Below are 14,219 nucleotides of genomic sequence, written 5' to 3'. Positions count from 1 at the left end.
CGGTATTTAAGGAGGTTATTTTATGATATGTTCAAGTTTGGAAGAAGTACGCAGCAATATCGATAGAATAGATAATGAAATCATCAAGTTGATAGCTGAAAGAACCGAATATGTGAAACAGGCGTCATCTTTCAAAAAGAGTGAAAGTGGAGTAAAGGCACCTAATCGTGTTGAGGCTGTAATTCAAAAGGTGAGAAAAAGAGCATTAGAGCATGGTGCTAGTCCGGATATAGTTGAAAAACTTTATAGAGAGATGATTGCAAGTTTTATAAATATGGAAATGGACGAGTATAAGAAAAATCAAGGATAGATTGGTAATGGTGGATGTCATTAATGAATGGTTTGATTGAGTTGTTTCTTACATTTGCTAAAATAGGAGCATTTACATTTGGTGGTGGATACGCAATGATATCTCTGATTGAGGATATATGCGTAGAAAAGAAAAAATGGATTACACACGATGAAATGATGGATATTACAGTTATAGCTGAATCAACACCGGGACCGATAGCTATTAACTGTGCTACATATGTAGGATATAAGAAGCAGAAGTTCTTGGGAGCTATATTTGCAACTATTGGAATGGTTCTTCCATCGTTTGTTATTATCTTTCTAATTTCCAAATATCTAGATAGGTTTCTTGAAATATCCTGGATAAATAATGCATTTCACGGAATAAAAATAGCTGTTGGTATTCTAATACTGGATGCAGCTGTTAAGATGCTTTCAAAGGCTAAATTAACAGCACTTAAGATCATTATAATAATTGCATCATGTATAGCAATGCTTGTGATAAACATTTTCTCTTTACATATTGCATCATTTGTAATTATGCTTTTTGCCGCAATAATCGGACTGGTATCCTTTCTGATAAATAACAAAACAGAAAGGAGCAAGGCTGAATAATGATATATATTGCTTTATTTATAGGATTTCTAAAGGTTGGTCTTTTTTCATTTGGTGGTGGATATGTTTCTATAGCATTGATCCGAGAAATTGTTTTATCGTATGGATGGTTGGATGATGAAATGTTATCCTATATGATTGCCGTAAGTGAAAGTACACCCGGACCTATTATGGTGAATCTGGCAACATATATAGGGAGTTCCCAAGGTGGGATTCTTGGTGCATTTATTGCTACGGCAGCTGTTGTTCTTCCTGCATTTCTGATAATATTTATTATATTGCTTTTATTTAAGAGCCTTTTGAAAAACAAAATGTTTCAAGGGGTATTAAGTGGTTTAAAACCTTGTATTATTGGTATTATTCTTGCAACTGGAATATATATGATCTGGAAGAATTTCAATATCTGTTCGGGCGCAGAAACTGATGTCCCGGCTATTGTTTTAACTATAGCTTTGGGTGGATTATATTTTGGATTAAGAAAGTTTATAAAAAAGAAAATGTCTCCTATACTGCTAATATGTGTATCAGCAGTATGTGGAATGATAGTTTATGGATGGTAGTTCGTGGAATGAGGATAATAAATCTTATTGAAAATACGGAAGGCAGCATGGGATGTGCATATGCGCATGGTCTGTCATTCTATGTTGAAACAAAAAAGCATAAGCTTCTTATGGATCTCGGACCGTCAGAAGAGACTCTTAAGAATGCTGAGAAGCTGGGAATTGATCTTACACAGGTGGATACAGTTATCTTAAGTCATGGTCATTATGATCATTCAGGTGGGATTATGGCTTTTACAAAGATCAATCCTGATGCCGTCATATATATGCAGGAATCAGCAGGAGATGATTACTATGCCGATGATGGTGAAAATGCAGATAAGGAACGCTACAGGTATATCGGGATAGACAGGGACATTATGAACCTGCCACAGGTTAAAACTGTACAGGGGTATCATAGGATTGACGATGAGCTTGAACTGTTCACTGTGAAGGAAAGAACACATAAACTGCCATTCACGAACAAGAGACTTCTGATCAAAGAAAATGATGAGTATGTCCGGGATGATTTCAGACATGAGCATTATCTGGTGATCAGTGACGCTAATAAAAAGGTCCTTATATCAGGATGTGCACATAACGGGATTCTAAGTATCCTTGACGTTTATAAGGTGAAGTACGGCTCTTATCCGGATGTAGTAATCAGCGGATTTCATCTGATGAAGAAGACGGAATATACAGATGAGGAAATTCGCGAGATTTTGGATATTGGCAGAGAGCTGAAAAAATATCCTACAATGTTCTATACCTGCCATTGTACCGGTGAATTTGCATATAATGTGATGAAACTTTCTATGGGCGAACAGCTTCAGTATGTCCATTCGGGAGATGAAGTAACTTCTATAAGTTGGAAAAGCTCGAGGAGATTAATGAGGCATACGATGTAAAGAACTCTTGGCCTGGCTATATAGTAGTGGGCGGTATAGACGATACGCTTTGGGCTTATAACCCAGAGAAGAAGATATACTGTCAGATTGACAGTATGAATACGGATGAGGATACATACTATATGATTTCAAACAGTTTTGAAGAATCCTTCATTAATATGGATAAGGAACTTGCTGACTGATATATTCCAGTTTTACGATTGATGGAGATTGTTATGAAAAACGTGACTATAAAGAAATTGTCCTTAGAATTAAAAGACGATTACCTTGATTTTTTTGATAACCGAGCATTTTCTGATAATAATCCCAATGGACCTTGTTATTGTACTTCGCCGAATCAAGATGAAAAAACTATAAAGCAAATGGTTAGTGAGTTTCAAGCGAATGGTGTAAAAGAAACCATTAGAAAATATGCAGTAGAGATGCTTGATAAAGGTAATATAAGAGGATATCTGGCGTTTGATGGTGATATATCAATAGGCTGGTGTAATGCAGCCGATATTGATAGTTACAAAGGATTTGTGCCGGATTTTGCCAGAGATAATATGTGCGGAAAAACAATCTCGATTGTGTGTTTTGAAATAGCTCCTGAATATAGGGGCCAAGGTATAGCTTCAGCATTTATTGAACAAGTATGTGTAGATGCAAAGGCAAAGGGATATGTTGCTGTAGAAGGTTATGCCAAAGCTATTGAACATCGTGATGAGTATGATTTTACGGGACCTATCCATCTTTACGAAAAGGCTGGATTTTCCCAAATCATAGAGCAAAATGGTGTAGCCGTTATGAGGAAGTTGTTATAGACAATAGTGTGTAAATCTTAAGTCTAAAATAACTTTCAGGTTAATGTATAAGGGAACATATAATTTCAATATTCAGAGGATATCCCAAACAGGATATCCCAAACAGGATATCCTCATATTTATTTAATAAAAGAATGTGTAAAAATCATATTCATCTGTTTTCCAACCATTAGCATTATAGAAAGCTTTAGCGGTTGTATTTGTTTTTTCGGTGATTAATGTAAATCCTTTAGCTCTATCATAAAAGTATTTTTTAGCTGCAGACATTAAGGCTGATGCATATCCCTTTCGTCTATATTCTGGCCTTACATATAGATCATTTAAGTGCCATTGGCGTTTTAGAGATACCGTTGAAAAGGAAGGGTATAATTGAATGAATCCAACGGGTGTTTCATCATCGAAGGTGATGAATATTATGCTTTCATTATTTGTGATTCTGTTATGTAGGAATCGTTCTACTTCCTCGATGTTTTGCTCTTTTATACCATAAAATTTACGGTATTCCATGAGTAATGGAATTATTGATTTGATATCTGAGATATCGGCTAATCTGGTCATGATTTTTACCTCCTGATTGATTGTATAAAATAATATGATACAATTATAATCAGGATTGGTATTATGATAAGAACCAATTTTAGTATTTTTGAAGGGACCAATTTTGCATGCTGGTGATTGATCACAATAAAAAAATCTATGAACAACTATATGAGCAGATAAAAAAACAGATTCTGTCGGGCGAACTAAAACCAGGTACCAGATTACAAGCAACTAGAGTGTTAGCGCAGGAATATGGTATAAGTAGGAACTCTGTTGTTGCTGCCTACGAACAGCTACTTGTCGAAGGCTTTGTTAGAACTGTTATAGGATCAGGATATTACGTTGAGAAAATAGAAATTCCATATCAGCCAGATAAGAAAACAAATAGTAATGCCGTTGAGACAAGTAAAAAAATAGTTGAACCAAAATATAATTTTAGATACGGTAATCTCGAATATAATTGCTATCAAAATCGAAAATGGCGTAAATGTCTTATAAATTCTATGAATATATTATCCATGAATTCTAGCATTAATTATTTATTGCATAATGGAAGTGAGCGTTTGAGACGGTTTGTGGCAGATTTTTTGCTGTCATCTCGAGCAGTTAAATGTAATCTTGAACAGATAGTTATTACCAATGGACATCAGGCAGCAATAGATATTATCTGCACTTTATTTGATGATATGAAATATGATTTTGCTATCGAGGATCCAGGATATGATGGCTGTAGAGTTGTTTTTGAACGACATGGATTTAATGCTCAGCCTATCACTGTAGAAAATAATGGGATATCTATTGATGAATTGCACAACAAAAAACATCAAATAGTTTATGTTACTCCATCACATCAGTTTCCTACGGGGTGTATACTGCCAATAGGTAAAAGGTTGGGAATAATAGACTGGGCGGAAAAAACAGATAGTTATATTATAGAAGATGATTATGATAGCGAGTTGAGATATAACTCACATCCGATTCAATCTTTACAATCTTTGGATGGTGGAAATAGAGTTATATATCTTGGTACATTTTCAAAATCGTTAGCTCCTGATCTTCGAATAGCGTATCTAGTACTACCGGAAAAACTATTGTCGACTTATAACGAAAAATATAAAGTATCAAATTCAAATGTACCAACACTCATTCAAGAGGCATTGGCCGAATACATAGAATCCGGAGAATATGAAAATGGATTAAGAGCTATAAGAACATTTTATAAAAGAAAGCATGATTATATTCTAGAACATTTAAAGAGAGATGATATTGAGTTATTAGGAACAGAAGCAGGATTGCATTTTTTAATGAATATTAATACGAATCTTAATAGAACACAGATTATGCAAATAATGGAAAAATATGGAATCGGTATATATTCAACGGAGCGTTACTGGATATTACATGAGAAGTGTGCTGAAAATCAAATATTAGTTGGTTTTAGTTCTATTCCATCAATCGATTTAGAAAAAGCTATGATTTCATTTAATAATGCACTAGATGAAATTACTCGTTAATGCATTATATCGGATAATTGTATTAAGACTCTCTAGATATGTATACATATTATTCACAGTCTGACTCAAGAGATGAAATGCAATTTATTATGTATTTGGATTTATAAACTATTTCAAATGTGTCGGGATGATGTGATGGTAAGATATATCGGAATAAACCTGATTATGGAAATTATATAACAAGTAGAGTATAAATCCGTCCTTATGGATTACAAATTTAAAGAAAGCGAAGGGCTTTGTCAATAATGGGGAGACAATGATAAATGGATAAAGAACAAATGATTATAAGAAGGGCAATGCAAAATGATGCAAGACAAATTGCGGAAATAATAGTTGAAGATTGGAAAAATGCGTATAGAGGCATAATAGACGATGACTTTTTAGATTCTATGAGTGTGGAAGAGCGGTATCAAAGAGAATTACAGAGATACCAGATATACAAGGTCGCAGCGGTAAATGAAAAAATAATGGGATTAACCTGGAATGAAATCGATGACAATGATGATTCTGATTGTGAAATCATAGCTTTATATGTTAAATATGAAGAAAGAAAAAGTGGAATAGGTAGAGGGTTATTCCTTGATTCAGTTGAGGAATTTAAGTCGCAGGGAAAGAAAAGAATGATTATTTGGTGCCTCAAGGAGAATTATGAAGCCAGAAAGTTTTATGAGAAAATGGGTGGTTTGGAATACAAATACGGAACTCATAAATGGGGGGACCGGGACTACGATATGGTTTCCTACATCTACAATCTGAACGAGTTATAATTTGTGAATATTTCAGTTTAATGCAGTTAGTTGCTTGATAATAAAGATGGAACTTTAGTAGGGTTGCAAATATAGAATTATACAGATTGGGAGAGTGTATTATGGTATTGGAATGGGATAAGTATGAGGCTCTTGCAAGACAGGCTGTATGTGAGGGAGTTGTTCTTTTGAAAAATGAAAAAGAAGTACTTCCAATCAAGAAGAATGAGAAAATCTCAATCTTTGGTCGAATGCAGAATAATTATTATAAGAGCGGAACAGGCTCAGGAGGCATGGTAAATGTACCGAAGGTCTGGAGTATTGTAGAAGGGTTGCAGGCTGAGAATATTTGTATTAATGAGGAACTTCATAAGATATATGAACAGTTTGAGGAGATACATCCATTTGATCCCGGAGTGGGCTTTGGCAATGAACCATGGTCTCAGGTGGAAATGGAAGTATCTGAGGAACTGGTCAAAAAGGCTAGTGATGATTCGGATACAGCGCTTGTTATCATCGGACGAACTGCCGGTGAGGAGCAGGATTATATAAATGACAGAGGAGCGTACAAGTTATCTGAGAATGAGGCTGATCTTCTCAGAAAAGTAAGAAATGCTTTTGACAAAGTTGTTCTTGTCATGAATGTAAGTGCCATCCTTGATATGAAGGAGATTGAAGAGATATCTCCTGATGCAATACTCTATGCTTGGCAGGGCGGCGAGGTTGGTGCACTTGGCTGTGTTGATGTTCTTATTGGTAAAGTTTGTCCGAGTGGTCGATTGGCTGACTCAATTATCAGAAATATAGAAGATGCTTCTGCATATGGCAATTTCGGTGATACTGTAAGAAATATTTATGCAGAGGATATATACGTAGGATACCGTTATTACGAGACTTTCAATAAAAGTGCGGTGATGTACCCGTTTGGATATGGATTATCGTATACAAGCTTCGATGTGACTCCGGGAAGTACAGATCTAGAGAAGCTCGACTCATTAAGTATAAATGCAGAAGTCACAAATACCGGAAATGTTGCCGGTAAAGAAGTGGTGCAGTTCTATGTGTCAAAACCTCAGGGTATGCTTGGAAAACCTGCACTTAGCCTTGTTGGATTCCTTAAGACCGAGACTTTAAAGCCGGGTGAAAAATGCAATCTTTCAATAGATATCGATCCATATACATTTGCTTCATATGATGACTCCGGTGTGACAGGCTTCGAGGCATGCTATGTATTGGAAGCAGGTAATTATACATTCTATGTTGGTCAGAATGTCAGAGATATAAAAGAAGTCGGAACATATACTCAGGAAGAAACTGTTATTATCGAGAAATTAAGTCATCAGATGGTACCAAATGTCAGCTTTGAGAGGATTAAACCTGCTGCAAATGATAATGCATTTATTATCAGCAAAGAAGAAGTTAAGGCATTGCCATTTTCAGATTCAGATGAAGCTATGGCAGACAGGCCTTCTGCAAAAGATTATACAGGTGACAAAGGTATTAAACTTAAGGATGTAAGAGACGGAAAGGCATCTATGGATGATTTTCTTGCACAGCTTTCGGATGAGGATCTGTCCGTGATCATAAGAGGAGAGGGAATGGGAAGTCCGAAGGTCACACCGGGTACAGCTGCTGCTTTCGGTGGACTTAGCCAAAACCTTAAGAACTTTGGGATTCCTGCAGGATGCTGTTCGGATGGACCGAGCGGTATGAGACTTGATTCGGGATTCAGAGCATTCAGCCTTCCGAGTGGTACACTTTTAGCTTGTACCTGGAATGAAAAACTTAATACCGATCTCTACAGTATGCTAGGTATGGAAATGAATAAAAATAATGTAGACTTTTTGCTTGGCCCCGGTATGAATATTCATCGTTTTCCGCTTAACGGCAGAAATTTCGAATACTTCAGTGAAGATCCGTTTGTGACAGGTAAGATAGCGGCTGCTCAGATCAGAGGATTAAAGAAGAGTGGTGTGTCAGGAACCCTTAAGCATTTTTGTGGTAATAATCAGGAAACATGCAGACATACTGAAGAAAATGTTATATCTGAAAGAGCACTTAGAGAAATATACCTTAAAGGCTTTGAGATTGCAGTGAAAGAAGCGGGAGCTGATTCCGTGATGACAACATATGGACCGGTAAATGGAATCTGGACTAATTCGCGTCATGATCTCAATACAAATATACTTAGAAAAGAATGGGGCTTCGAAGGCATCGTGATGACAGACTGGTGGTCAAATATAGGTGATGTTGGCGGAGTAGTGGATAAAACATCATTTTCGAGACTTGTTATTGCACAAAATGATTTCTATGCCGTATGTCCTGATGCTTCAGTTAATTCTACGGGAGATGATACTCTTCAGGCGTTAAGTGAAGGCCTTATCACCAGAGGTCAGCTTGCCAGAATGGCAGGTAATATCTGCCGGGTTCTTATGAATACAAATGCTATGAAGAGACTTTGTGGTGAAGACTATAAGGTTGAGGTGGTTGGATTCGAGGATGAACTTGAAAGTGACGATTTATCTGACGTAGAGTATTTTGAGGTAGAAGATGGCACAGTGATCGATCTGTCACAGGTTGATACTACCAAGGGAGCAGTATATTTCCTTGGCTTTGATGTGAAGAAGAGAGGATGTTACTACATTGATATGATAGGGCATTCTGATCTGTCCAGGTTGTCACAGATACCTGTGGGAGTATTCTTCCAAGGTGTCCCTTGCGGAAGTTTCACTTTCCATGGAGGCGGCGAAGAACTTAGTATCCGCAGGAAAATATTCTTTCATTCTAAGTACGGGGTGATGAGACTTAAGTTCATGAATGGTGGTCTTGATCTAAAAGAACTTAAGTTTACATTTCAAAAAGCGCCGGAGAAAGATGAACCTTTAGAAAACTTCGAGGAATACATTTGTTAAATGCATTAGACAGAAAAGAGACTTTGAAATGAAAACATATGAATTTGGCTGTGGGGCTTCAGAGACACTGAGTGATTTACCTTGAAGGCATATAACGGGAAGCAAAGATTTAAATAAAGGAGAATCATGAATAAGATTAAATGGTTATTTTTTGATGTTGGTTCAACACTAGTGGAAGAATCAAAGGTATATGAGCGAAGATTTGAAAAAATTGCTCAGGAAGCAGGTGTTTCGGTTCAGAGTATTACTGATAAAGCTTTAGAGTTTTATTCACAGAATAAAAAGGGAGATTTGGAAATATCCAAGTTTTTTGGTGTGCCTATTCCTAAGTGGGAATCAGAATATGAAGTACTATACAAAGATTCGGAAGAAGTATTAAGGAAATTGAGTCAGAGATATAAAATAGGTATTATAGCTAATCAGAAACTAGGAACTGCTGATAGACTTGAAGCATTTGGACTGCTTAAATACATAGATCTTGTGATAGCATCTGCAGAAGAGGGTGTCGAAAAACCGGATAAAAGAATATATGAGATAGCGCTAGAACGTTCGCATTGTCCTGCTGACCAAGCGTTTATGATAGGAGACAGAATAGATAATGATATCATTCCTGCAAAGGGACTGGGAATGAAGACTCTATGGATCAGGCAGGGGTTCGGTGGTTTATGGAAGATACAAAGTGATGATGAACTTCCAAACTTTATAGCTGACAGCCTTAGTGAGGTCGCAGATATATTGGAATGGTACGAGAAGTCAAAAAGCTTACTGGAAACCACGATGAATACCAGAGATTTGGGAGGTCATCTTTGTTCAGATGGTAAGAGTACAAAATATCTAAGAATACTTAGAAGTGATAAACAAAACTATCCTAGCGAACATGATATAGAATTCTTAAAGGAAAATGGAATTACAACAATTATTGATGTAAGGGAAGAAGATGTAGTTAGTAGTAGTCCCAGTGGTTTTGCAGATATGGAAGGATTCGATTATAAAAACTTCCCGATTGTCGAAGGCGGAAAGGTTCCTGAATCTGTTGAGGCAGTTCCTGGCAGCTATATGAAGATTGCCAAGTCCCCTTCATTAAAGAATATATTTACCTATATGGCGAAGGCCAAGTCCGGAGTGATGTTTAACTGCTCCGCCGGGAAGGATAGAACCGGTGTTATATCAGCTATATTACTTATGCTCTGTGGTGTACCTGAAGATGAAATTGTGAATGATTATATGCTTACCAAAGAATATAACAAGGAACGTTTCAAGATGGCAGCAATACATCATCCTGACCTTGATCTGAATATCATCATTCCAAGGGAATCATATATAAAAGATTTTATGAATTTATTTTATGAAGAATTTGGAAGTGTGGAAGGATACTTTAAAACTATCGGTGTAGGTGAGGATATATATAACGAGCTTAGAAGAAAGCTTACTGCCTGAAATAATGATCAAAATCTGAATGATCATATATTTTTTTTCAGTCGGAAATACATCACCGTAGTACTTAACAAAAACTATGCAGTATGATAAACTTATACAGATATTTTGGTTAAAACGGACCGCCTTGAGAGGAGAATATTTACATGCCTGTATTTGATTTTAATGGGAATAAGGAAGAAGTAGTAAAGGGTGAGAGAAATTATAAACTTCAGTATTCAAGTGAGAGAACGACAAGTGCCCAGCACCCGATAATGGTTCTTGAAGACAGAGATTCAAAGCTTGTTCATCATTCAAATGGTATGTTTGAAGTTCCGGCTGCAGGATCGGCCTTTATATATGATAAAGATGAAAAGTCAAAACATAATATCTTAGAGATCGATGCAAGATTTGAGAATCTTGTAAAATGGCTTGGTGATAATCATATAATGGTACGTCTTTCGGGTCAGACAACCGAAAGAGGTTATGCAGTATATAAGATTCTCGAAACCGGAGTGGTTGTTAGAGGATCAAAGTTGTCCGGAGAAAATGGATTCCTCCAGTTTATGATTGACCGCCTTCTTCAAAGCGATGCACCATCAGAAGAGACTGTTGATCTGGATGAGGTAGATGATGCAGATGATATGAGACTTACAAGCATTCAGAGTATTACAGATTATCTCACATGTGCGGGAAGTACACTTCCGGATAATATAAGACTCTGGGCAAGACGTAATCTTGCAGTAGCAAAGTCTTCGGAAGTAACTCCGGAAGAGAGACGACATGCTCAGAGAGCGCTTTCAATAATGCTCAGCATTCAGTGGAAGAATACAGATTTTCAGCCTATAGATCCGATTGAGGCAAGACGAATCCTTGATGACGAACTCTATGGACTTGAAAGCGTAAAACAGAGAATTATTGAAACTATCATTCAGATAAATCGTACACATACATTACCGGCATACGGAATACTTCTGATCGGTCCTGCGGGAACAGGTAAGTCACAGATTGCATATGCCGTAGCTAGAATTCTTAAAATGGCATGGACTACCCTGGAAATGAGTTCGATAAATGATCCGGAGCAGCTTACAGGTAGTTCACGTATATATGCAAATGCAAAACCGGGACTTATCATGGAAGCATTTGCGAATGCAGAAAGCTCAAACTTGGTATTTATCATAAATGAGCTTGATAAAGCTTCATCAGGTAAAGGAAATGGAAATCCTGCCGATGTTCTTCTGACTCTGCTTGATAATCTGGGATTCACAGATAACTATGTTGAATGTAATATACCAACAACCGGTGTTTATCCAATCGCAACAGCTAACAATAAGGCAGATATAAGTGCACCGCTTATGTCAAGATTTGCTGTTATTGAACTTCCGGATTATACGCTTGAAGAGAAACGAGTAATATTCTCACGCTTTGCAATGCCGAAAGTATTAAAGAGGATCGGACTTCGAAGCGAAGAGATAGTGATCACAGAAGAAGCGTTGGATGCGGTAATGGATATATTCAAGAATACATCAGGTATAAGAGATATAGAACAGGCAGCTGAGCATATAGCTGCAAATGCATTATACAGAATAGAAGTTGAAAAGCTTGATTCGGTCGTTTATGATGCAGAAATGATTCGTGATTTATTATAAAAAATGCCCGCCGGTTTATTAGACCGGTGGGCAATTTTTGCTTTGTACTTTATGGTACATATTTCAAAAATTCCTATTGGAATTATTTCTTGTTTTCCTTCTTAAGTTCATTCATTCTCATTGCACGAACCTTAAGTGGAAGTCCCCAAAGTGTGATGAAGCCTTCTGCATCATGATGATCATACATATCACCTGTTGTGAATGATGCAAGAGATTCGCTATAAAGTGAATATGGAGAAGTTGTACCTGCTTTAATAATGTTACCTTTGTAAAGACGAAGCTTAACTTCACCTGTTACATACTGCTGAGTTACATCAACGAAAGCTGAGATAGCTTCGCGGACAGGAGTAAACCATTTACCTTCATATACGATGCTTGCAAGCTTGCTTCCAAGATCTTTCTTAAGAGCGATTGTATCACGATCAAGAACAAGTTCTTCGAGCTGCTGATGAGCTTCCATAAGAATTGTTCCACCAGGAGTCTCATATACTCCACGGCTCTTCATACCAACAACTCTGTTCTCAACGATATCAACGATTCCGATACCATGCTTTCCGCCGATTGTATTAAGTTCGCGGATGATATCAGAAACCTTCATTTTCTTACCATTAAGAGATACAGGCATACCTTTTTCAAAGTTAATTGTAAGCTCTACATCTTCATCAGGTGCTTTCTCAGGAGTTACTCCAAGAACAAGCATATGATCATAGTTAGGAGCCTGTGAAGGATCTTCAAGTTCAAGTCCTTCATGGCTGATATGCCAAATATTTCTGTCACGGCTGTAAGACTGATCTGTTCCGAAAGGAAGATCAATACCGTGAGCCTTACAATAATCTATCTCGGCCTGGCGTGAATCCATCTGCCATCTGTCATCTCTCCATGGAGCAATAACCTTGATATCAGGAGCAAGTGCTTTGATTCCGAGTTCGAATCTTATCTGATCATTTCCCTTACCTGTAGCACCGTGGCAGATTGCAACTGCATTTTCTTTACGAGCGATCTCAACAAGCTTAGCAGCGATAGTAGGTCTTGCCATAGCAGTACCCATAAGATATTTATGCTCATATACAGCACCGGCCTGAACACATGGCATGATGTAATTCTCGCAGAGATCATCAACTACATCTTCAATATAAAGCTTAGCAGCTCCTGAGAGACGTGCACGCTCTTCAAGACCATCAAGCTCTTCGCCCTGACCGCAGTCTATACAGCAGCAGATAACCTCATAACCATATGTTTCTTTTAACCACGGAATTACCGCAGTTGTATCAAGTCCGCCTGAATAGGCTAAAACAACTTTATCCATGTTTACTGACCTCTTTTCTTTAAAATAAATTATTCATTTTAGACTATACAAAATTGCACTCTTCATAATAACTTATATTAAAGAAAAAGAAAAGTATTCTTTGATTTTTCTTCTGATTTTTTCATTAGGACCTGCAATAAATCTGAACAGTAGTATTACCTGTAGTCCTCCTCTTGCTCTGTGATGATATCAATAAAAATATTACGTAACGTCAGAGATAAATGTTTTTTATAAATTATTCTATACTTTTGAAAATTCTATTATCGGGTATAAAAAAACGTTATGGGTTACTTCTTGCAGTAAATGCTTTTTAACTTTATTATAAAATTATCATATGCAGTGAGGTAATAAAAAATGATAACAAGAGACGAGGCATTCGAGTTACTTAAGAAGTATAATAAAGATATGTTCCATATTCGCCATGCATTAACAGTTGAGGCCGTTATGAAGTGGTATGCAAATGAACTTGGATACGCAGATGAGGCAGAACATTGGGGGATAGTCGGACTTTTACATGATATAGATTTTGAACTCTATCCTGATGAGCACTGCTTAAAGGCGCCGGAGCTTTTAAGAGATGGTGGAGTAGGCGATGACATTATCCATTCTGTTTGTTCACATGGATATGGAATAACAGTTGGAAATGGAGTTACAATCGAAGTTGAGCCTATTCATGAGATGGAAAAGGTTTTATTTGCTGCAGACGAACTTACAGGTCTTATATGGGCAGCGGCTCTGATGAGACCATCCAAAAGCACAAAAGATATGGAGCTTAAGTCATTAAAGAAGAAATACAAGAGTAAAGGATTTGCTGTAGGTTGTTCAAGAGAAGTGATAGAGCGTGGTGCAGATCAGTTAGGATGGGAACTTGATAAGCTTCTTACAATGACTTTACAGGCAATGGCTGCAACTGAAGACTTAATAAGTGAAGAGGTAACGGCAGAGGAATAAAAACGCTATTAGAGTGTAGAGGATATACTGAA

Annotated in this window: 14 protein-coding genes; 12 read left to right on the top strand and 2 right to left on the bottom strand. The window is 37.1% G+C overall.

Going from position 1 to position 14,219, the window contains the following annotated elements:
- The first annotated feature begins 22 nt into the window (after positions 1-22).
- The 6 genes from B5D25_RS08705 to B5D25_RS08680 are packed head-to-tail and all read left to right on the top strand — an operon-like array spanning position 23 to position 3,156.
- A complete protein-coding gene (locus tag B5D25_RS08705; RefSeq protein WP_078787578.1) occupies positions 23-310 on the top strand; it encodes a chorismate mutase in 288 nt (95 codons plus the stop codon).
- Between the two features lie 23 nt (positions 311-333).
- Positions 334-906: a chromate transporter gene (locus tag B5D25_RS08700; protein WP_078787577.1), complete on the top strand. Its 573-nt coding sequence runs from the start codon at positions 334-336 to the stop codon at positions 904-906.
- Complete coding sequence (locus tag B5D25_RS08695; RefSeq protein ID WP_078787576.1) at positions 906-1,466, top strand: chromate transporter; 561 nt, start codon at positions 906-908, stop codon at positions 1,464-1,466. Before B5D25_RS08700 ends, B5D25_RS08695 begins: the two co-directional genes overlap by 1 nt.
- Complete coding sequence (locus B5D25_RS08690) at positions 1,439-2,353, top strand: MBL fold metallo-hydrolase (RefSeq protein ID WP_242870364.1); 915 nt, start codon at positions 1,439-1,441, stop codon at positions 2,351-2,353. The genes B5D25_RS08695 and B5D25_RS08690 overlap by 28 nt, the downstream gene beginning before the upstream one ends.
- Positions 2,314-2,535, top strand: a complete 222-nt coding sequence (locus B5D25_RS08685) for a hypothetical protein (RefSeq protein ID WP_078787575.1) — start codon at positions 2,314-2,316, stop codon at positions 2,533-2,535. The genes B5D25_RS08690 and B5D25_RS08685 overlap by 40 nt, the downstream gene beginning before the upstream one ends.
- A 33-nt stretch (positions 2,536-2,568) precedes the next feature.
- Complete coding sequence (locus B5D25_RS08680; RefSeq protein WP_159444125.1) at positions 2,569-3,156, top strand: GNAT family N-acetyltransferase; 588 nt, start codon at positions 2,569-2,571, stop codon at positions 3,154-3,156.
- A 123-nt stretch (positions 3,157-3,279) separates the two neighbouring features.
- Here B5D25_RS08680 and B5D25_RS08675 read toward each other — a convergent pair whose 3' ends face one another.
- Positions 3,280-3,714, bottom strand: coding sequence for a GNAT family N-acetyltransferase (locus tag B5D25_RS08675; RefSeq protein ID WP_078787573.1), 435 nt, complete (start codon positions 3,712-3,714; stop codon positions 3,280-3,282).
- Positions 3,715-3,821: 107 nt separating this feature from the next.
- Between B5D25_RS08675 and pdxR the strand changes: the two genes are divergently transcribed.
- From pdxR to B5D25_RS08645, 5 genes are all read left to right on the top strand, one after another.
- Positions 3,822-5,210, top strand: coding sequence for a MocR-like pyridoxine biosynthesis transcription factor PdxR (pdxR, locus tag B5D25_RS08670; protein WP_078787572.1), 1,389 nt, complete (start codon positions 3,822-3,824; stop codon positions 5,208-5,210).
- 263 nt (positions 5,211-5,473) lie between these two features.
- Positions 5,474-5,977: a GNAT family N-acetyltransferase gene (locus B5D25_RS08665; RefSeq protein WP_078787571.1), complete on the top strand. Its 504-nt coding sequence runs from the start codon at positions 5,474-5,476 to the stop codon at positions 5,975-5,977.
- 101 nt (positions 5,978-6,078) lie between these two features.
- A complete protein-coding gene (locus tag B5D25_RS08660) occupies positions 6,079-8,868 on the top strand; it encodes a glycoside hydrolase family 3 protein (RefSeq protein ID WP_078787570.1) in 2,790 nt (929 codons plus the stop codon).
- 126 nt (positions 8,869-8,994) lie between these two features.
- A complete protein-coding gene (locus B5D25_RS13115; protein WP_242870218.1) occupies positions 8,995-10,305 on the top strand; it encodes an HAD-IA family hydrolase in 1,311 nt (436 codons plus the stop codon).
- A 143-nt stretch (positions 10,306-10,448) separates the two neighbouring features.
- Complete coding sequence (locus tag B5D25_RS08645) at positions 10,449-11,930, top strand: AAA family ATPase (protein ID WP_078787569.1); 1,482 nt, start codon at positions 10,449-10,451, stop codon at positions 11,928-11,930.
- 82 nt (positions 11,931-12,012) lie between these two features.
- Here B5D25_RS08645 and B5D25_RS08640 read toward each other — a convergent pair whose 3' ends face one another.
- On the bottom strand, positions 12,013-13,236 hold the full coding sequence (locus B5D25_RS08640) for an argininosuccinate synthase (RefSeq protein WP_078787568.1): 1,224 nt from the start codon (positions 13,234-13,236) through the stop codon (positions 12,013-12,015).
- A 354-nt stretch (positions 13,237-13,590) separates the two neighbouring features.
- On the opposite strand from B5D25_RS08640, the gene B5D25_RS08635 reads away from it, so the two are divergent.
- Complete coding sequence (locus B5D25_RS08635; RefSeq protein WP_078787567.1) at positions 13,591-14,187, top strand: hydrolase; 597 nt, start codon at positions 13,591-13,593, stop codon at positions 14,185-14,187.
- Positions 14,188-14,219 lie beyond the last annotated feature (32 nt).

The sequence above is a fragment of the Eubacterium ruminantium genome, assembly GCF_900167085.1.
GTDB classification, from domain to species: domain Bacteria; phylum Bacillota; class Clostridia; order Lachnospirales; family Lachnospiraceae; genus Eubacterium_Q; species Eubacterium_Q ruminantium.
The sequence above is the reverse complement of the archived record's forward strand: the minus strand, read 5'-3'. Positions and strand labels throughout refer to the sequence as shown.